The organism is Psychrobacter faecalis, assembly GCF_016107575.1.
In the GTDB taxonomy this organism is placed as follows: Bacteria; Pseudomonadota; Gammaproteobacteria; order Pseudomonadales; family Moraxellaceae; genus Psychrobacter; species Psychrobacter faecalis.
The window spans coordinates 1-19,606 of record NZ_JABAST010000028.1 but is presented as its reverse complement, the minus strand read 5'-3'; the positions used below and the strand labels follow the sequence as shown (position 1 = coordinate 19,606).

At 43.2% G+C, this 19,606-nt stretch carries 17 protein-coding genes; 11 read left to right on the top strand and 6 right to left on the bottom strand.

The window, feature by feature from the left end; all coding sequences use genetic code 11:
• Positions 1 to 345 precede the first annotated feature (345 nt).
• The gene (locus JFC07_RS09340; RefSeq protein WP_068407169.1) at positions 346 to 1,719 is read left to right on the top strand and encodes a Na+/H+ antiporter family protein; all 1,374 of its coding nucleotides are present in this window, start codon (positions 346 to 348) and stop codon (positions 1,717 to 1,719) included.
• Positions 1,720 to 2,235: 516 nt separating this feature from the next.
• Here the strand turns inward: JFC07_RS09340 and JFC07_RS09335 are convergent.
• Positions 2,236 to 3,207 (bottom strand): 5-formyltetrahydrofolate cyclo-ligase, encoded by a 972-nt coding sequence (locus tag JFC07_RS09335; RefSeq protein ID WP_193032201.1) that lies wholly within the window; start codon positions 3,205 to 3,207, stop codon positions 2,236 to 2,238.
• A gap of 141 nt (positions 3,208 to 3,348) precedes the next feature.
• Between JFC07_RS09335 and fumC the strand changes: the two genes are divergently transcribed.
• Positions 3,349 to 4,752, top strand: a complete 1,404-nt coding sequence (gene fumC / locus JFC07_RS09330) for a class II fumarate hydratase (RefSeq protein ID WP_068407164.1) — start codon at positions 3,349 to 3,351, stop codon at positions 4,750 to 4,752.
• A 433-nt stretch (positions 4,753 to 5,185) separates the two neighbouring features.
• Positions 5,186 to 5,617: an ACP-like domain-containing protein gene (locus JFC07_RS09325; RefSeq protein WP_068407161.1), complete on the top strand. Its 432-nt coding sequence runs from the start codon at positions 5,186 to 5,188 to the stop codon at positions 5,615 to 5,617.
• A gap of 86 nt (positions 5,618 to 5,703) precedes the next feature.
• On the opposite strand, the gene JFC07_RS09320 is transcribed toward JFC07_RS09325, so the two are convergent.
• The 4 genes from JFC07_RS09320 to JFC07_RS09305 form a co-directional block, all read right to left on the bottom strand.
• Positions 5,704 to 6,516 carry a MipA/OmpV family protein gene (locus JFC07_RS09320; protein ID WP_068407158.1) on the bottom strand — a complete coding sequence of 271 codons (813 nt, stop codon included), beginning with the start codon at positions 6,514 to 6,516 and terminating at the stop codon, positions 5,704 to 5,706.
• Between the two features lie 76 nt (positions 6,517 to 6,592).
• Positions 6,593 to 7,591, bottom strand: a complete 999-nt coding sequence (locus tag JFC07_RS09315) for a rhomboid family intramembrane serine protease (RefSeq protein ID WP_198328913.1) — start codon at positions 7,589 to 7,591, stop codon at positions 6,593 to 6,595.
• A 265-nt stretch (positions 7,592 to 7,856) separates the two neighbouring features.
• Positions 7,857 to 9,044: an alpha-hydroxy acid oxidase gene (locus JFC07_RS09310; protein WP_198328912.1), complete on the bottom strand. Its 1,188-nt coding sequence runs from the start codon at positions 9,042 to 9,044 to the stop codon at positions 7,857 to 7,859.
• A 37-nt stretch (positions 9,045 to 9,081) separates the two neighbouring features.
• A complete protein-coding gene (locus JFC07_RS09305; RefSeq protein WP_102077664.1) occupies positions 9,082 to 9,396 on the bottom strand; it encodes a glutaredoxin family protein in 315 nt (104 codons plus the stop codon).
• Positions 9,397 to 9,619: 223 nt separating this feature from the next.
• Here JFC07_RS09305 and mtgA point away from each other — a divergent pair, with 223 nt between their 5' ends.
• The 6 genes from mtgA (at position 9,620) to JFC07_RS09275 (ending at position 14,323) form a co-directional block, all read left to right on the top strand.
• A complete protein-coding gene (gene mtgA, locus JFC07_RS09300; protein WP_198328911.1) occupies positions 9,620 to 10,306 on the top strand; it encodes a monofunctional biosynthetic peptidoglycan transglycosylase in 687 nt (228 codons plus the stop codon).
• Positions 10,307 to 10,423: 117 nt separating this feature from the next.
• Complete coding sequence (ppk1, locus tag JFC07_RS09295; protein WP_227678293.1) at positions 10,424 to 12,670, top strand: polyphosphate kinase 1; 2,247 nt, start codon at positions 10,424 to 10,426, stop codon at positions 12,668 to 12,670.
• Positions 12,671 to 13,047: 377 nt separating this feature from the next.
• Complete coding sequence (locus JFC07_RS09290; protein WP_198328910.1) at positions 13,048 to 13,218, top strand: hypothetical protein; 171 nt, start codon at positions 13,048 to 13,050, stop codon at positions 13,216 to 13,218.
• A 43-nt stretch (positions 13,219 to 13,261) separates the two neighbouring features.
• Positions 13,262 to 13,513, top strand: coding sequence for a hypothetical protein (locus tag JFC07_RS09285; RefSeq protein ID WP_102077667.1), 252 nt, complete (start codon positions 13,262 to 13,264; stop codon positions 13,511 to 13,513).
• A gap of 67 nt (positions 13,514 to 13,580) precedes the next feature.
• The gene (locus JFC07_RS09280; protein ID WP_227678294.1) at positions 13,581 to 13,970 is read left to right on the top strand and encodes a hypothetical protein; all 390 of its coding nucleotides are present in this window, start codon (positions 13,581 to 13,583) and stop codon (positions 13,968 to 13,970) included.
• Positions 13,971 to 14,062: 92 nt separating this feature from the next.
• Positions 14,063 to 14,323: a hypothetical protein gene (locus JFC07_RS09275; RefSeq protein ID WP_156508523.1), complete on the top strand. Its 261-nt coding sequence runs from the start codon at positions 14,063 to 14,065 to the stop codon at positions 14,321 to 14,323.
• Between the two features lie 175 nt (positions 14,324 to 14,498).
• Here JFC07_RS09275 and miaE read toward each other — a convergent pair whose 3' ends face one another.
• Complete coding sequence (gene miaE / locus JFC07_RS09270; protein WP_227678295.1) at positions 14,499 to 15,212, bottom strand: MiaE family protein; 714 nt, start codon at positions 15,210 to 15,212, stop codon at positions 14,499 to 14,501.
• Positions 15,213 to 15,784: 572 nt separating this feature from the next.
• Here miaE and JFC07_RS09265 point away from each other — a divergent pair.
• Positions 15,785 to 17,989: a malate synthase G gene (locus tag JFC07_RS09265; RefSeq protein WP_198328909.1), complete on the top strand. Its 2,205-nt coding sequence runs from the start codon at positions 15,785 to 15,787 to the stop codon at positions 17,987 to 17,989.
• A gap of 529 nt (positions 17,990 to 18,518) precedes the next feature.
• On the top strand, positions 18,519 to 19,508 hold the full coding sequence (locus JFC07_RS09260; RefSeq protein WP_198328908.1) for a porin: 990 nt from the start codon (positions 18,519 to 18,521) through the stop codon (positions 19,506 to 19,508).
• Positions 19,509 to 19,606: the final 98 nt, after the last annotated feature.

Here is a 19,606-nt window from a genome sequence, read left to right as displayed (position 1 = left end):
ATTCTTCCTCGTTCACCAGACTTGTAAAGTCAAGTTAGTGGTTCATGTTTAGATAAATGGTGTTGCTAAATGAAATTGCAAGGCTATATGACGAGCCGTCATGACAATCATGACAATATTGCGTCTTTATTTGCAGGGTCGCTCCTGTCTGCTCAGTTTTGCGCGTGGGATTTATAGCTAAAATCAGGTAAAATGACGCGCGTCTTAACCGCTCCGTTCAAATAGCAACTATATGGGTTAACGTGTGAGTTAAAACGCTAGGGCGAAATAAATAGGTCGGCAATGTGATAATAGCGTGCCAATAGTCAATAGCGGACCAAAAAACATAGGGTAAGGGGCGAGAATATGACCATCAATGCGGTGCTACTAGCGGTAGTCATCATGCTAGGCCTGTCTTTGGCGCGGGTACACGTGGTACTCAGTTTATTAATCGGCGCGCTGGCAGGTGGGCTGATTGCGGGTCTTGGTATGACCGATACCTTGAATGCCTTTCAAGAAGGTATCCGTAATGGCGCGCAAATCGCGTTGTCTTATGCCTTATTGGGCGCTTTCGCGGTAGCGATTGCGCATTCGGGCTTACCGCAGTCTTTGGCAGGGGCGGTGATTAAACGCATTGATGCTGGCGGGGCAGGTATAGGTGCAGGCGGCATGATTAAATACATGCTGTTTGCAGGGCTCGTCACCATGAGCTGCTTTAGCCAAAACTTAATCCCGATTCATATCGCCTTTATTCCTCTGCTTGTACCGCCTTTATTGCTTGCCTTTAATCGCATGCAAATCGATAGACGCCTAATTGCCTGTCTGATTACTTTTGGTCTGGTGACCACTTATATGTTTATCCCTTATGGCTTTGGCGATATTTATCTTAATCAAATCATGCTTAAAAACGTCGGTGAAGCCGGTATTGATGTATCGAATATTTCGGTCACCAAAGCTATGGCGATTCCGGCACTTGGTATGCTCGTTGGTTTGCTAGTGGCGGTATTTATCAGCTATCGTAAGCCGCGCCAGTATGCCCAATTAGCCATTGATAAAGAGGCTCGCGATGCGGTAGTAGAAAAAGACGCGTTAAGCAAAACAGCTGCCGATGCCCAAACGCAAAGTAAAATGAAAACCATCGTCGCGCTAATTGCTATCGTCACAGCCTTTGTCGTACAGCTCTATACCGATTCATTATTACTCGGCTCAATGTTTGGTTTTGGCGTCTTTATGGCAACCGGCGTGGTCAAATGGCGTGATGCTGATACCGTTTTTAATGACGGTATCAAATTGATGGCGATGATTGGCTTTATTATGATTACCGCCCAAGGTTTTGCCGAAGTGATGAAAGCGACCGAACAGATTCAGCCGTTGGTTGATGGTGCGGCATCGTTGTTTGCAGGTAATAAAGCGATGGCTGCGTTTATTATGCTACTCATTGGCTTGATTGTGACCATGGGTATTGGTTCGTCTTTTTCAACTATTCCTATTTTGGCGGCGATTTATGTACCACTATGTATCTCTTTAGGGTTCTCACCTTTAGCAACCGTGGCGATTATCGGTACAGCTGGCGCGCTTGGCGATGCCGGTTCGCCTGCGTCAGACTCGACGCTTGGACCAACCTCTGGTCTAAACGTTGATGGTCAGCACGACCATATCAAAGACAGTGTGGTACCGACCTTTATCCATTACAATATTCCGTTATTGGTATTTGGCTGGATTGCGGCGATGGTGTTGTAAAGCTATCAAAGTTAAGTAGAGTTTGGTGTAGGCTAGATTTTTAACCCAGCTTTAAAATATCAATTACCTTGTTATTAAACTGATTCTCTACGAAAAAATCGCCTTAAAAAAAATAAACAGACCTGCCGAAAGCAAAGCAATAAAAATAGTAAAGATGACAGGAATGTCCAAAAAATCATTCCACCTAATGACGGCGGTGCATGCATCGCCATCATACCGAAACCAAATAAAAATAAAATGCTAGTCAACAGCATAGCGAAGAACTTCCAGCGACTATCCATATATACATCCATAGTTACCAGTAGGCTTAAGTGAAACAGCATCGCCATTATTAATATAACGACTAATTCTATAGGATAGGGGTGCGGAGGAGGAATATTCTGAACGTGAAGTAAATAGGGATCTGTGCTAAAACCTAACGTGATAATAAGACCGACGAAAATGATCCACAAGATAGTAAAAACTACCCTTAGTGGTTTTGAGCGAAAGTAGCTCATTGTTGACTTTGCAAATCCTTTATGGGTCTTTATTGTCATCTTCAAAATCCCCAATCTCACCAGTTAAACTAGCCAAAAACTCATCACTTTGCGCCAGCAACTCATTTAAGCGTTTCTCATTAACCACCTTTGCTAATTCGTCGGAGTTGAAGGATTGTTCTTGACTGTAGTAGAGCTTCTCTCTAGCGTCATCATCTCCCGATGCTCGTAAGTACGTATCAACACTATCAGCGCTAGATGCTTTGTCATGGCGGCTTGTAATCTGATTTCGTTTAAACCACCTCAAGCCACTTGGCGTAATTATGCCATCCAATGGTACATCCCATGGTTGACGTTCTAATTGCTCAACCACTTGAAAATCATAGCACCAACCAATTTTCAATGGTTTTTTTAACCCTGCCTGATGGCTTTTACCAAGCGTTGTATCATAAAAACCGCCACCCATGCCCATACGATTGCCGCTATTATCAACCGCCACTAATGGACAGATAATGACGTCTAACTCTCGTGCCCATAATAACCTGCGATGATGGTTTTGATTCATACCTAAGCTGTGAATGCGCGTCGGTATATTCAGCAGTTTCGACTGATAAATAGGCACAAAGCGCAGACGTTTATCATCATTACCATTTCTAGTACGACCTAGCGAACCAACCACTGGCAGATACGGCTGATAATTCGAACGTATAATCCAGTCCAACAGTGGCTGAGTGGGCAGCTCACCAAAGCCATCATAATATAAGCCAATACGCGCATGCGGAGGTAAGCGCTGTTGCAACTTGATTAAATGTAAACTTGCCATGTGCGCATATCGTCTACGCTCGCCAGCCGTTAATTGCCGACGCTGGCGGGTAAATTGTCGTCTGGGTGGATTAGCCAAGCTATCAGCGGTTTTGACATCGTTTTTTGAGTGAGCGTCATCAGCCGATAACTTAGAAAGCGAATCAGATAATGCAGTAGCAGAATGTTGTTGGCCGGTGTTTTTAGACATCAGTTAGCCTCACGGACTTGGAGAAATTTGTGATAAGTCATGCTATCATAACGCCACTTTACATCGTATTTTCCTTTATGTGCAGCGTGTGTTGCACTTTTTTCAAAGCAGCTATACAACAAACCATCAAAGAGGGTAGTTATGTCGACACAGAATCAGGCAACTCGTACCGAAAAAGATACCATGGGCAACGTGGAAGTCCCAGCTGACGCTTATTGGGGTGCGCAAACTCAGCGTAGCCGTGAGAACTTTAAAATCGGTGGCGAGACCTTGCCACGCCCGATGATTGAAGCAATGGCATTAGTGAAAAAAGCCGCTGCGATTACCAATGCGAGCCTTGAGCGTATCGAAGGCGATAAGCGCGATTTAATCGTGCAAGCTGCTGACGAAGTCATCAACGGCGGTCTAACGGATCAGTTCCCATTGGTGGTATGGCAGACAGGTTCTGGTACCCAGTCAAACATGAACATGAACGAAGTATTGGCCAACCGTGCTAACGAAATCGCTGGCAATGAGCGCGGCAGCTATACGCCGATTCACCCGAATGACCATGTTAACCATGCACAGTCTACCAACGACAGCTTCCCAACCGCGATTCGTGTTGCTGCTGCTCGTCAGATCAATAGCCTGCTTATCCCAGCGGTAAAAGCATTGCGCGATACGTTAGATGCTAAAGCCAAAGAATTCGATAGTATCGTTAAAATTGGTCGTACCCATTTGCAAGACGCGACGCCTTTGACCCTAGGTCAAGAATTTAGCGGTTATGTCAGCCAGCTTGACCATTCATTAACTCGTATCGATAACGCGCTACAAGGTCTATATGAATTGCCACTAGGCGGCACAGCGGTTGGTACAGGTCTAAACGCCCATCCTGATTATGCGGTAAAAGCGGCTGAGCAATTGGCTGAATTAACAGGCTTACCGTTTGTCACTTCACCAAATAAATTTGAAGCGCTAGCCGCTCGTGATGCTGAAGTATTTGCTTCTGGCGCACTCAAAACGCTAGCTGGCAGCTTAAATAAAATCGCTAACGACGTCCGTTGGTTAGCATCAGGTCCTCGCTGTGGTCTAGGCGAGTTGACGATTCCTGAAAATGAGCCAGGCTCATCTATCATGCCGGGTAAAGTAAACCCAACCCAGTCAGAAGCAATGACCATGGTCGTCGCGCAAGTGATGGGTAACGACGTCACCATCAGCATGGCAGGTGCGTCAGGTAACTTTGAGCTTAACGTTTATAAGCCAGTGATTGCCTTTAACTTGTTGCAATCTATCAAGCTATTGGGTGATGCGTGCAATAGCTTTAATGAAAATTGTGCGGTTGGTATTGAGCCAGTCAAAGACAAAATCGATGACTTCTTGCATAATTCATTAATGCTAGTGACTGCTTTGAACCGTCATGTCGGTTATGAAAACGCAGCAAAAATCGCCAAGACTGCTTATAAAGAAAACAAAACTTTGAAGCAAGTTGCCGTTGAGCTAGAACTATTAACTGAAGCGCAGTTTGATGAGTGGGTAACCCCTGCTGATATGGTGCATCCTTCTTAAGTCGTTGACCGAATAACGACCTGCTACGGTGTCAGACTCGCTTAATGTACGACAGGTGCAATTTGCGCTCATCTTCCTTGTAGCAGTGTGATATTTGTTCCACTGAGAAGTCAGTTATTTGAAAAGACCTTGCCATCCTTTATAGAGGAATGAGCAGGGTCTTTTTTTTGCCTATGAATTAAGGCGCATACATCGCGCGCAACAATGTCTTACGCTCAGACAACAAGCATACTAATAGTTATAACAGCGCAAACAAAAATTTTAATTAGAATATGTGTATAGATAAGGGCTCGTGAATGAAAGTTTTAAAAAAAATTTTAAATCACGACAAAGATAATAAGAGCGAACGATTAGACTAACTAAAAATAGTTCGCCGCTAACGTCCATATTTTTCTTATCTATGACTATTCTATTTATATCATTGAGGTAATTTATGAAAAAGTTAACTGCCGCTCTATCATCAGCGGGTATTATGATGGCGATGTTGGGTTCTGGTTCTGCCATGGCTTACTCGGACCAAGTGATGGAGCCAAGCGAGAGTTATGATACCGCTGTTAAAATTAGACAAGTCAACTATACTTGCCAAAGCGATAAGAAAATCAGCGTGACTTACGGTTTTAACAAAGAGTATTTACCGACCTTTGCAGAAGCCAATCTAAATGGCAAAAAAAGATTTTTACCAATTAACTTAGGTCGTTCTGACGATGTCGATACCGTGTTTGGTGATGAAGACAACTTTAGTACTATGACGGGTGCGCTGCGTTTGAATAACTATCATAAATCATCGGCTAATATCCAAAACGCTAGCCGTGAAATCCTTTATAAAGGCTGTAATGTTGCCTCTATCAAAAAGCTTAAAGGCTAGTTTTTAGCAGGTTAATAGAGTTAGATAAAAAAAGACCTTGTCATATAATGTGGCAAGGTCTTTTTTTATTGCATATACGTGCTTAACTAAAATTTATAAAGCAATCCTAGCGTCGTCGTGGCATCCGTACGCGAGTCAACCATTGGACTATCGTATTGTTCATTTGGCAGATAGCTTAAGCTTTGATTGGCAAATCCTGCCCAGCGCTCATTAAAGTCATAATTAGCGCTAATATTGATATAAGGGTTTAAGCTATTATTTGACTCATAAGCAGCGACGCCTGTCTTCGCTGCCTCTTGCGCACTAACGCCATAATAATAGTTATTGTAGTCAGCATCATGATACTCAAAGCCAATGCTTGGATAGACGGTCAGCTTATCTTTAGTAATTTTAGCAAGATAGGTCAAGCGCGCTGTATTACCACCACTTTTATCTAACACGTCAGTCGCGACTTGCAGGCGGAAACCACCAACAGGCGTACGGCGCAGATAGGATAGACCGGCAGCGGCTGAGGCTTTACGCTCATCAAGACCTTGCAGGGCGCCAGTTGCATCGTCAGGGTCGAACTCGCTGCCATCGAGCTGAGCATAAGCGGCTAGCTGATTGGTGCCATCATTGATGATATAAGCGCCCGCTTGCGCACCGCGTGCGTAGATTCTGTTGTTATCATAAAACACACCCGGCAATACTTTTATGTCGGTGCTGTCTTCCAAATCATAAGCCGACTTGACTGCCATGACGTTGACGCCGACGCTTAAAATGGCATCTTTATCAGTTGGTAAGTTGTTTTTAAAGAGGGCGGCGTTAGAGATGCTGGCGACACTAAATAGGGCAGTGGCGGTCAATGCGCTAAGGACAGTGCGCGTCAACGGTTTCGATAGCGCTGATGATTTAAACATGATTTGCTCTCATAAGTGGGTGGGATAAATGATAAAAACAGAGTCGATAAATAGAATAATAAATAAGTCTGGCATTTTACTCAATGGCGGCGAGCACTTGTAGTATTTGCTGATGAATATCTTGCCACCACCATATAAAACCAATACTGATCAGCAGCATGACCAGCCACGGTAGCAATTGCCAAATAAACGTCGATTTGGTCACTGTTTGTTGTTCGTTAATTTTGCTGTGATTAAGGGCTGCTTGATTAGCATAGCTATCTAAGGGTAAGTTTACAGCAGAGTCGTGATTAAAACTGCTGTTATTATCAAAATTACCCTCATTATCAAAGCGAGGAGCGTGGTTAGAAGTAGGGATAGAAAAGTCAGTATCACTACTTGTCGGAGAATTGATATAAGTAGTCTGATAAATGTCTTGCGCTCGGCTAGGCATATTCTGTAGCGTAGCAGCCAAGCGCTGACGGTAGGCAATGGCAAACGCCAATGCAATCACCAATCCTGTGACCGCGCCGCCAATATGACCAGCATTATCAATACCCGGTACGGCAAAGCCATATACCAAATTGATGCCCATAATAATGATTAGGCTCTTAAGATTGAGCACCATGCCATTGACTGATATTTTAAATAGCGCGGCTATTAATAGCGCGGCACCGATACCCATGATACCTCCAGACGCGCCCGCTGATAGTCCGGGTTGTCCAGTGCCATCCAAAATACCTTGCCACGTGACATAATTGTTCAGTAAATTACCACCGATTGCCGCCAGTAAAAACAACGCCAAAAACTTCGCTGAGCCAAACATCGGCTCGGCGATTTGCCCAAAGAAATACATGGCAAAACCATTAAACAATAAATGCATCAAACCGATATGTAAAAAGGCACTACTTGCCAAGCGCCATGGTTCATTATCCATGGTATAAGGCAAAGCATTGGCGCCCCATTTTAGCAATGCTTCGGTCGATGGATTATTGGCATCGACCCCAGTCAGCACCTGAATGATAAATAAGCCGATAAAGCTTATTAATAGCAAAGTGGTGACGGGCGCGGTTTTTAATAATTGTTGAATGGTCATAAACGCAAACTATCAATAAAAAGTGATGAGTAGAGTATAAAGGCTAGGGTTAGGGCGTGTCACCCATAAGTGGGTTAGAGTCGATTCAACTGCAAAACGATATAGGGTTGCTAGAATAAATTTTTCGCAGCCTCTGGAGTGCGAAGCACACAGCAAGCAAGAAAAATTTATTCAAGCAGCAAGCTATTTTGGACATATCCTTTTCACACCGAACTGAATATATCAATATTTAATAAAGCTGGGCTGTTTAATAAGGACTGGCTTTTTAATAAGCATGAGTTTTAAGATTCTCATAAGTGCCTTTAACCAAAATGTCATCCGTCACTTGATTGATATCGGTATGACCACAAAACGCCATACTGATATCACACTCGTTATAAATAAGCTCTAGCGCACGGCGCACGCCATCTTCGCCATAAGCGCCAAGCCCATACAAAAACGCGCGACCAATCATTGTACCATTGGCGCCTACAGCGAGTGCTTTGAGCACATCTTGACCAGAGCGAATACCACTATCGAGCCAAATCTCGATATTGCTATTTTCCGCTCGTACCGCTTGCACGATATCAGCGAGCGCGGCAATGGAAGACAACGCCCCATCAAGCTGACGGCCGCCATGGTTTGAAACCACCAACGCATCGGCACCGCTACGAGCAGCCATGATGGCGTCTTCAGGTTCCATGATGCCTTTGATAATGAGCTTTCCGCCCCACATATCTTTAATGCGCGCGACATCATCCCAGCTTAGCGCTGGGTCAAACTGTTCAGCCGTCCATGCCGAGAGCGATGATATATCCTCGACGTTTTTGGCATGGCCGACGATATTACCAAAGCTATGCCGTTTGGTGCCGAGCATATTCATGCACCATTGCGGCTTGGTCATGAGATTCAATATATTACCAAGGGTAGGTTTTGGCGGCGCAGATAGACCGTTTTTGATATCTTTATGGCGCTGTCCGAGCACTTGTAAATCCGCGGTTAAGATAAGCGCGGAACAATTGGCCGCCTTAGCGCGGCGAATCAGGTTTGCCATAAACTCTTGATCGCGCATCACATAGAGCTGAAACCAAAACGGCGCACTAGTGTTTTCTGCGACATCTTCGATAGAGCAGATACTCATGGTTGAAAGCGAGAAGGGCACGCCAAATTTCTCCGCTGCCCGTGCGGCGTGAATCTCACCATCGGCCCACATCATGCCAGTAAAGCCAGTTGGGGCGATAGCAACGGGCATTTTGACTTTTGAGCCCAGCATATCCGTGGCAAGCGAGCGCCCTTCCATATTGACCAGAACCCTTTGGCGCAATTTAATACGGTCAAAGTCGGTTTCATTGTTGCGATAAGTAGTCTCAGTCCATGAGCCTGAATCGACATAATCATAAAACATCCGTGGTACTTTACGCTCGGCAACACGGCGCAAATCCTCAATTTCCGTTATTTTCTTTAAATCTTTCATAAGTTTCTCATTATTATCATTTTTTACGTTGTCTGTTTTATGACGCTGCTAATAATTGCTGCAAATCCAACACTGAAAAAGGATAGTTCAAGCGTTTTGATGGCGTCAATATCACAGGAATCGTAGTAGCAAACTCCATCATCAGCACCTCATCAAAATCAGCAATATCAACATACTGATAGCGTATCGGCTGCACCGCTTGAAATTGGCTAAGCAACTGTTCCGCGATGTCACAAAGATGACAGCCAGTTGTTCCGAGTAGCCACCATTTATCCTGATTTTCAGCCGTACCAAGATTGGGATTGGCGGCAATCATGCGTGCCCGTAACATTGCTACTGTATTATTAGCCATATTTACACTCTTATTCTTATATCTATTTATCGCCAAGCGTTAGTTTTAAATTTTTAAAGAAAAGTATTCGTAGCACTTGGCAGTATTTACATAATAAAGAAATAGGGTAAATAATGACAGCGATTGTGAGATTAGGTAAGATGACCTGCTATTTATGATTAACGCGTTAGGGTTAACAGTTTATTATGTTGACTATATTTTTAACTACTTGGATATCGCTCGCATGGCAAGTTTTGGCACATTTCTCAAACGCTTATTACTGGCATTCATGTTGTTGGTGGTGGCTTTTCACATATTGGTCGCAGGTCTGCTACTGATTTGGAAGACCCAGCCGATTAATAATAGCATGTTTATGCTGACCCATCGTTTAACGGGCGGCACGGTCACGCAAACGTGGGCAGAGTATGACGCCATTGCCAAATCTGCCAAACAAGCAGCGATTGTCAGTGAAGATTCGACCTTTAGCCAGCATAATGGCTTTGATATGAAAGGCATTAAGGCGGCACAGAAAAAGAACGAAGAAACCGGCAAAATGTCAGCGGGCGGCTCAACGATTACCCAGCAATTGGCCAAAAACTTATTTCTTACCTCGCATCGCTCTTATACCCGTAAAGCTGAAGAAGCGATTATCACAGTAATGATAGAAACCTTTTGGGATAAGCAGCGCATTTTGACCGCTTATCTCAACGTCGCTGAGTTTGGTAACGGCATTTATGGTGTTGAAGCTGCCGCCCAGCATTATTTTGATAAATCAGCGGCCGACTTAAATCGTGACGAATCGGCTTTGCTCATCGCCATGCTGACCAATCCAAAATACTACGAAGGTCATCAAAGTGACAAACGCTTGCGCAACAAACAACGTATCATTAAAAAACGCATGAAAAATGCCGTCTTACCGCAATCCGCTTAGAAAACGATTGGCTTAGCATGTAATTAGCTTAAATTGTCGGTTGGCATTAAATAGCGTTCATAAAAAGTAAAAGATGACGGCATATCGATCACGTAAAGGATTAAAAAGGTGGCAGAGATGGTTAATAAGCAAAATAACGATCATGAAATTAACGATAGTATTAATGTTAGTACAAAAACGGATAGTGAACTCAGCACGAATCTGGTCAAAACAGAAGAAGAGCTAACGGCAAGCTCGACCAAGAGCTTGAGCGAAATAGATTGGCAGCGTTTCGACGATGGCAGCTATTCGCCGAGCAGCTATATCAATCGCGATTTGTCTTTATTGCAGTTTCATCTGCGGGTGCTGGCGCAGGCCGCCAGTCCGCGCCATCCTTTGTTAGAGCGCTTGTTTTTCCTCATTATATTCTCTTCCAACATGGATGAGTTTTTTGAGATTCGGGTCGCCGGTATCATGCAAAAACTCAATATGGGTGATGTCTCAACCAGCGCTCATGGTATGCGCCCAAGCGAGGTGCTCAGAGAAATATCTGCTGTCACTCATAAAGCCATCAGCGAGCAATACCGCATTTTAAATGAAGATATCCTGCCAGCCCTTGCCCAAGAAGATATTCGCTACTTAAAGCGTGACGAGCTAACTCCTGAGCAATCGGCGTGGATGAAGCAGTATTTTACCGAGCAAGTTTCACCAGTCTTGACCCCGATTAGCATTGATCCGGCGCATCCATTTCCGAGATTGGTGAATAAAAGCTTAAACTTTATCGCCACGTTAGAGGGCAAAGATGCCTTTGGTCGTGATATCAATCTCGCCATTGTACCAGCGCCGCGCAGCTTGCCGCGTGTCATTCGTTTGCCTGATGAGCTGACGGGTGGTAAAGAGCATCATGTGATGCTATCGGCGGTGATTCATGAGCATATCGGTGAGCTATTCCCGGGGATGAATGTCACGGGTTGCCATCAGTTTAGACTAACGCGCAATGCCGATTTGGATTTAGCAGAGGATGTCGATGATATTGCCAAGGCACTAGAGGGCGAGCTTGAAAACCGCCGCTTTGGCGACAAGGTGCGTTTAGAGGTCACTACCGATTGCCCAGCGCCGATTAGCGATTATTTGCTCAATGAGTTTGAGCTGCATGACAATCAACTTTACCGCGTCAATGGGCCGGTGAACTTAACACGCTTGCTGTTTGACTTTAATATCCCCGCGCTACGTTATCAGCCTTTTACCCATGTCGTCCCCAAACCGTTCCGCCGTGAAGTTGATAAGCTCGATAAAGCGACCAGTATGTTTGCCGCGATGCGTAAGAGCGATGTCTTGGTTCATCATCCGTTTCATGCGTTCTCGCCGATTATCAATCTATTATGGCAGGCAGCAAGTGACCCAAAAGTGCTCGCCATTAAGCAAACGCTATATCGTTCAGGTACCAACTCAGAAATCGTTAAAGCCCTAGCGGCGGCGGCACGCAATGGTAAAGAAGTCACGGCGGTTATCGAGTTACGCGCCCGTTTTGATGAAGCCTCAAATATCGCAGTGGCTAATTATCTGCAAGAAGCAGGCGCGGTGGTGGTTTACGGTATCGTCGGTTACAAGACCCACGCCAAATTGATGCTTATCATTCGCCGTGAAAACGATAAAATTCGTCGTTATGTGCATCTCGGTACGGGCAACTATCATGCTGCCAATGCCAAAGTCTATACCGATTATGGTTTATTTAGCGCCGATCCTGATATCTCAGAAGACGTGCACAAAATCTTCCAAGAGCTAACAGGCATGGGTAAACCGGCCAATCTAAAAAAACTCCTACATGCGCCGTTTACCTTGCATGAAAAGCTCATGAGCTTTATCGATGATGAAATTGCTCAAGCCAAAGCAGGCAAACGCGCTCATATTATCATCAAGGTCAATGCGCTGACCGAGCGCCGACTGATTGATAAATTGTATGATGCGTCGCAGGCAGGCGTTAAGATTGAGCTGATTTTGCGCTCCATGTGCTGTCTGCGCCCGCAGGTAAAGGATCTGTCCGAAAATATCACTGTCCGTTCTGTGATTGGGCGCTTTTTGGAGCATACGCGCATTTATTACTTTTATAATGCTGGCGATGAGCGCTTGTATTGCGGCAGCGCCGACTGGATGGACCGCAACTTATTCCACCGCGTTGAGGTGGCGTTCCCAATCGAAGACAAAAAGCTATTTAAGCAAATTTATCAAGATGGTTTAATCAACTATCTACAAGACAATACTCAGGCTTGGACGCTTGACGGTAATGGCGTTTGGCAGCAATTACAACCAGCGGCAGATGAAACGCCGCATATCGCACAAGAGCATTTATTAAAGGTCATTAATGGCGTTGGCGAGTCAACTTAGACTATTTTTCAACAACCTTTTTCGATTCAATAAGCATTGAAAAGCCCAAATAAAAACCAAGCATCCGTATTTATCGGGTCTTGGTTTTTTTGTTTAACAGCGCTTATAAAGTTGCGGAATAAATTACCAAAAAAGTAGCGCACTGATGAAAAGCAAGTTACAAACTGTCGGCTAACCTCACATTTATTCACACATTGATACCGCAGTACACTGGTGAGCAGTCAAAAATTATTCTTATAATTAAGTTATACCTTGTCTCTGATAGCTGATAGACAGCAGTCTATATATCAATAATTTATAAAGAGCGAGCAAGGATAAGCTAATTATAGCTAGTACAATTTTATTATAAATAAATTACAAATAAGAGGAATTGCACCATGAGTAATACCAATAATGACACATCTGATGTAAAAAAAGCGGCAGAACAAGCAGATAGCCAACAAATCGAAAAAAACCTAACCGATAACAAGCAAGTCGATAAACCTGAAAATCTAAGCGAAGCGCAAAAAACGCCTTTTATCGAAGATGATTTGCGGACTGATAAATAATAAAACTAATCTGCTGCTCTACACCAAACGCGAGGGACACGCCATGAAAGACTTTACCCAACCTAATGATGAAGAACCGGTACTAATTGATGATCCAGCGGCATTAAAGCCAAAAAATCCTAAAGACAGTTACAAAGGTCGAAAGTACGAGCCGGATATTGATGGACCTGAGCAAGCATCACAGGAAACCGATGAAGTATATGTAGACCCACGTAAAGAAGAGGATTTGCCACCTGGTGGTAAAAACGTTGCTGATTTAAACGCTTATGACTTGTCTCAAAAGAATAATGAGTAAACGTGAGAACGATAAGCGAATTTACCATAACGATAAAAATAATAATTTAAAAAACAATAAGGACATTATGATGCAAGCCAAAGATATGCCAACCAAAGATCCTGAATTAACCAAAACTCGTATTCAGGAGACTGATATTCGAGAAACCGCTATTACAGAGAATGAGGTTCATTCATCTGTTGCTCATGATGAAATCGAAGATAATACCAGAGTTAATAAAGGTACCGATACCTTTAAAGAAGGTGTGATAGAAACAGAGCATGTAAACAAAAATGACAATCCTGCGCGTCAGCCAGATCGCCGCGATCAAGAAGGTAATGCTTTCGACGAAGGGATAAATGAGCATACCACCATGCCTGAAGCGGCCAAAAGTAATGATATAAACGATTTAAATCGCTATGCCAATGTCGATAATGCGCAAACACGCGTGTTAAATCCTGACGAAAAAGACTTCTAGTAGTTAAGATGAAAGGTGTTTAGCGAGGCTAAGAGTGCTAGCAAATATAGATAGCTATTTTTTATATACTAATAATTATAAAGAGAAGGCCTATGACTATACAAAACGACAAGAACGTTAATGCTACGGACGTTAACGATAGGAACGTTGATATGCATCAGCAAAAGTTGAATCATCCAGAAAACAACTCTAATCTAAAAGATGCCGATGACAATAATGGTATTGTACCTGACGATGCCCTGCAAAAGGTCAATCCGGCAGAAGCAGAACGGTTGACGGATGACCACGATCCCCATCATGTGGTAAAAAATCACAAACAATATGATACTTCGATAACCGAAAGCGATAAATAATGGCTTTCAGAACAATAAAATAAGAAACGGATAATTTATAGTGGCGCTTTAAGTAAAATTTATAGTGTCGCTTTAAGTAGTAAGATTTAAAAAGGTTTAACCCTTAGCAAGAATTTATACGCTAACGGTTAAACCTTTTTTATTTCAGGCGAAAATTAATAAGATGCTTAATTAATTAAGCAGGGTTACCACTATGGAAGCGTAGCTCGGTATCTGGACTTGATATCAGCTCTGCTTCAACTGCTTTAAAAAAGGCGACACGCTCGTCAATATTATCTTCAGCTAAAGACTGCGCCAATGCCAAATAATCTTCAAAATGGCGACTTTCTGATTTAAGTAAGTAGCGATAGTACTTCGCCAATCGTTCATCATTAATGACTTCCGCCAATGCGGCGAAACGCTCGCAAGAACGTGCCTCGATAAATGCCCCAATAATTAAGACGTCTACCATCGCCGCTGGCTCGTAGGTACGTTTATGCTTGAGCATACCTTTGGCATAACGTCCAGCGCTCAGATATTTCCATGCTTGCCCGCGCTCATTCATGATGCCAAGCACTTGCTCATAATGCAGCATCTCCTCGCGTATCAATTGTGCCAATTTGCGCTGTAAGTCATAAGAAAACTCATAGCGAAAGATTAAATTCATCGCCGTACCAGCCGCTTTTTTTTCGCAGTTGGCATGGTCTTGAATGATTAACGGCAAATCCGCAAGGGCAGCATCGACCCAAGCCTGCGTGGTACGTGCGCCTAAAAATTCATAAATAGGCGATAGGTCTACTTTTAGTGGCGTTCTTAATTGCGCGATATCGACACTGTCTTCTTGAGTGCTGTCTTGGTCAGCGTCATTATTTTGAGTTAGCGTTGCAAGATTTTGGGTAGTAATAGTCATAGTTTTTCGGACTTTTTAAAGAGTAGATGTAAGGCAGTATTTATTAAACAATAATAAAAAGGCTTAAGAGTGAGAGCTATTATAACGACTATAACGGCAAATATTTTTAATGGCGCTTGGCATTTCTGGCATGATAGATAATCAGGTAAGCTTGGTACTTTTAAGTGCTTTGGCTTAACAGATAACTATTAAGCATAATTTGATATAGTAATGATTACTCAAGGTTTATACATCATTTCAATTCTAGCGCTTAAGCAGACTATTTACCGTACCTAAAGCCATATGGCTTATAGGGTATCATTTATAGACAGCCTAAGTATTTACTTAATGAATGGTCTTTCCTTGTTTATTTCATTATTTGATAGTAGGATGAGATTTTGCTTTTAGAATATCTTGTCTTACTATTATTATCAGTTAATAGCTAGCCAATCGGTATTATATCAACTATCCATGCCAGCGCAAAAAGTAACGCTTAGCGCCCTAGCATTGGTTTTGCACTGCTCTAAATAGTAGCAATATAGATAATAGCAATCCGGGATTAACACACTTCACGAACAGATAAGGATAACAATATGAGCCAGTCTTCTAACGCCAATCGTATTCAAAAAGGCATTCTTGCCATCGATAAGCAGATGTTCGATTTTATTGAAAACGAAGTGCTGCCGAAAGTCGGTGTTGATTCAGACAGCTATTGGTCAGGTTTTGAAAAGGTTATTAAAGAATTTACGCCGCGTAATAAAGCGCTGCTCGCGACCCGTGCCAAAATTCAGCAGCAAATTGACCAGTGGCATCTCGACAATCCTGCCAAAAATGGCGATATTGATTACCCAGCTTATAAAGCGTTTTTACAAGAAATCGGCTACTTATTACCAGAAGGTGATGATTTCAAAGTCAGCACCCAAAACGTCGACGACGAGATTGCCCATATCGCAGGCCCGCAGTTGGTGGTACCAGTCCGTAACGCCCGCTATGCATTGAACGCAACCAACGCGCGTTGGGGCAGCTTGTACGACGCCTTGTACGGCACAGATGTCATCAGCGATGAAAACGGACAAGAAGCCAAAGGTGGCTATAACCCAACGCGCGGCGCCGCTGTCGTCGCCTATGCCAAAAAATTCTTAGATGAAAACTTTGCATTGGCATCAGGCTCATATACTGATGCCACTGGCTTTAAAGTTGTCGATGGCAAGCTTGAAGTTATGCAAGGCGATAGCAGCACTGAATTAAAAGATGCCGCTCAGTTTGCAGGTTTTGTCGGTGAGGCTGAAAGCCCAACTGGTATTTTGTTAAGAAACAACAACCTACACGCTGAAATCCAAATCGATGGCAGCCATCCAGTGGGTAAAGACGATCCAGCTAACATCAAAGACGTATTACTTGAATCTGCTATCACGGCGATTCAAGATTGCGAAGACTCAATCGCTGCCGTTGATGCCGAAGAAAAAGTAGAAGTGTATCGCAACTGGTTTGGTTTGATGAATGGCGACTTGCAAGAAACCTTTGAAAAAGGTGGTAAAACTCGTACGCGTAAACAAAACCCAGACCGCGAATACACCACGCCAGATGGCGGCACACTTATCTTACCAGGTCGCTCGCTACTATTGATTCGTAACGTTGGTCATTTAATGCAAAACCCGGCTATCTTGGTTGATTTGGGTAACGGTCAAGAAGAGATTTTTGAAGGCTTAATGGATGGTTTGATTACTCCGCTATTGTCTTTAAATGATTTAAAAGGTAAAAACGAGCTATCAAACTCGCGCAAGGGCTCGATGTATATCGTTAAGCCAAAAATGCACAGCCCTGAAGAAGTCAAAATGGCGAACGATTTGTTTAACGCCGCCGAAGACTTATTAGGTTTAGAGCGTAATACCATAAAAATTGGTGTGATGGATGAAGAGCGCCGTATGACGGTTAACTTAAAAGAAGCTATTCGCCAAGCAAAAGAGCGCGTTATCTTTATCAATACGGGCTTCTTAGACCGTACGGGTGATGAGATGCACACCAGTATGAACGCTGGGCCCTTTGTCCGTAAAGGCGATATGAAATCGCAAGCATGGCAACCCGCTTATGAGCAGTGGAACGTCGATATCGGTTTAGAGACCGGTCTACAAGGCCACGCTCAAATTGGTAAAGGCATGTGGGCGAAGCCTGATGAGATGAAAGAGATGATGGAAAGCAAAATAGCGCACCCACAAGCGGGCGCTAGCACAGCTTGGGTTCCATCCCCAACGGGCGCTACTTTGCACAGCATGCATTACCATGAGGTCAATGTTGCCGATGTACAAGATAGCCTAAAATCCCGTGAGCGTGCCAGCTTAGATGATATCTTGACCATTCCATTGGCTAAAGATAGCAACTGGACAGAAGAAGAAAAGCAGCAAGAGCTTGATAATAACGCTCAAGGTATCCTAGGTTATGTCGTACGCTGGGTAAACCAAGGTGTTGGCTGCTCTAAAGTGCCAGATATCAATGATGTAGGTCTAATGGAAGACCGTGCAACCTTGCGTATCTCAAGTCAGCATATCGCTAACTGGTTGCATCACGGCGTGGTAAGCGAAGAGCAAGTCATGGATACCATGAAGCGCATGGCAAAAGTCGTCGATGAGCAAAATGCGGGCGATAATGGCTATCAGCCAATGGCGAATAACTTCGATAATTCTTACGCCTTTAAAGCTGCCTGCGATTTGGTCTTTAAAGGTCGTGAGCAGCCAAGTGGTTACACTGAGCCATTATTGCATCAAGCGCGTTTAGACTTAAAAGCCAATACGCATTGCTAGCTCCTTATTTGTAAAAGCCATTAAAGGGCTACTTATCCATGGTTAAGTAGTCCTTCAATACTTAGTATTACTCAAGCACATTTAAAGCAATGTATTTCTTTTATTTATTTATAAAAGTTACCCCTATTTGCCAATGGCGAGTAGGGGTGTTTTTTTTGTTTTTATCTGAACAATCGTTAAACCTTAGATTAAATATGGGTTTTAGAATTTTTCGTCATGAAAGACTTAAAAATATGTTGCAAATTATGTCAAAGTTGTTATGCTTGTAATCGAAGTATGAGTTTGGTAACGGATGTTACGCAACAGAGCGATAAAGACCAATGTTTACATGGCAGTTACGATTCTAATCCCAGTTATGTAAGTCATGGTTTTTTTCATCTTACGGTAATAGAACTTCGCCACACTTGTTTCTGACTAATCTCGGTAGCCAGTTACACATTATATCTTTGAGGATTTGTGACGATACCATTTTGGGCACCGGCTAATAATAGCTCGCTCATTACTAAAATTGTAAAGTGGAGATACCCCCATGAAAAAACTACTTTTAGCTACAGCAATCGCTGCCCTATCTGTATCAGCTGCTCAAGCTGCACCTACCGTATATGGTAAAGCATTTGTTACTGTAGATTATGAAGATATCGAAAGTAATGCTGGAGATAGCGATTCTCTTCAAATTAACTCTCATGCATCACGTATTGGTTTTAAAGGCTCTGAAGCGATGACTGCTAACACTGACGTTATCTATCAGTTAGAGTATGGCGTTGATATTGATGCTGATGATAGCAGAACTTTTGCAAGCCGTGATACTTTCCTAGGTTTAAACAACAAAAACTTTGGTGAGTTCCGTTTTGGTCGTAACCAATCATCATTAGATCGTATCAACAACGTTGTTACTGCTGATGGCGGCTATTGGGATAACCTAGGTTCTGATGATAACATGGTAGACAGTGGTCGTATTGATAACTCAATGATCTGGACGGCACCTAAATATCAAGGTCTTCCATTACAAGTATCAGCAATGTATGCTGCTGACGAAGATGACAATAGTGGTGATGGTTTTGGTGTTGCTGCTATGTTTGACCAAGGTACTGGCTTCACCGCTGGTGTTGCTTACGATAAAGACTTAAACCTTGGTAACAACTACGTAGCTACTGGTGACATTATCCGTGGTACTGCTACCGTAGATTTGTCTAAGTTTGCTGCTGTACCAGTAACATTGGGTGCATTATACCAAGTAGCTGACTTTGATTTTGCTGGTAGCGAAAAAGAGAAAGGTTTTGTTCTAAGCGCGGCTATGGGTTTACAGAATTTTGCTAAACCAGCTACTGTTTACGCTCAGTATAACAACACTTCAAACCTACGTGGTTTTAACGACGTAGACTCTGATCAAATCGTTGTTGGTGGTAAATACTTTTACCAACCAAACATGATTATGCATGCTTATGCAGGTCAAAATGACAGTGATCGTGAAGAGACTAAAACACTAGCTATCGGTGGTGGTCTAGAATACTTATTCTAATCTAAACATTAGAATCTGATTATAAAAAACTCATCCTTCGGGGTAATGCCAGTCAGTTAACGCTGACTGGTATTTTTTTTGGGATATTTTTGTGGTTT

Coding starts and splice junctions, on each gene's coding strand:
- JFC07_RS09340 (WP_068407169.1), top strand. CDS start 346: ATGACCATCAATGCGGTGCTACTAGCGGTAGTCATCATGCTAGGCCTG.
- JFC07_RS09335 (WP_193032201.1), bottom strand. CDS start 3,207: ATGTCTAAAAACACCGGCCAACAACATTCTGCTACTGCATTATCTGAT.
- fumC (WP_068407164.1), top strand. CDS start 3,349: ATGTCGACACAGAATCAGGCAACTCGTACCGAAAAAGATACCATGGGC.
- JFC07_RS09325 (WP_068407161.1), top strand. CDS start 5,186: ATGAAAAAGTTAACTGCCGCTCTATCATCAGCGGGTATTATGATGGCG.
- JFC07_RS09320 (WP_068407158.1), bottom strand. CDS start 6,516: ATGTTTAAATCATCAGCGCTATCGAAACCGTTGACGCGCACTGTCCTT.
- JFC07_RS09315 (WP_198328913.1), bottom strand. CDS start 7,591: ATGACCATTCAACAATTATTAAAAACCGCGCCCGTCACCACTTTGCTA.
- JFC07_RS09310 (WP_198328912.1), bottom strand. CDS start 9,044: ATGAAAGATTTAAAGAAAATAACGGAAATTGAGGATTTGCGCCGTGTT.
- JFC07_RS09305 (WP_102077664.1), bottom strand. CDS start 9,396: ATGGCTAATAATACAGTAGCAATGTTACGGGCACGCATGATTGCCGCC.
- mtgA (WP_198328911.1), top strand. CDS start 9,620: ATGGCAAGTTTTGGCACATTTCTCAAACGCTTATTACTGGCATTCATG.
- ppk1 (WP_227678293.1), top strand. CDS start 10,424: ATGGTTAATAAGCAAAATAACGATCATGAAATTAACGATAGTATTAAT.
- JFC07_RS09290 (WP_198328910.1), top strand. CDS start 13,048: ATGAGTAATACCAATAATGACACATCTGATGTAAAAAAAGCGGCAGAA.
- JFC07_RS09285 (WP_102077667.1), top strand. CDS start 13,262: ATGAAAGACTTTACCCAACCTAATGATGAAGAACCGGTACTAATTGAT.
- JFC07_RS09280 (WP_227678294.1), top strand. CDS start 13,581: ATGATGCAAGCCAAAGATATGCCAACCAAAGATCCTGAATTAACCAAA.
- JFC07_RS09275 (WP_156508523.1), top strand. CDS start 14,063: ATGACTATACAAAACGACAAGAACGTTAATGCTACGGACGTTAACGAT.
- miaE (WP_227678295.1), bottom strand. CDS start 15,212: ATGACTATTACTACCCAAAATCTTGCAACGCTAACTCAAAATAATGAC.
- JFC07_RS09265 (WP_198328909.1), top strand. CDS start 15,785: ATGAGCCAGTCTTCTAACGCCAATCGTATTCAAAAAGGCATTCTTGCC.
- JFC07_RS09260 (WP_198328908.1), top strand. CDS start 18,519: ATGAAAAAACTACTTTTAGCTACAGCAATCGCTGCCCTATCTGTATCA.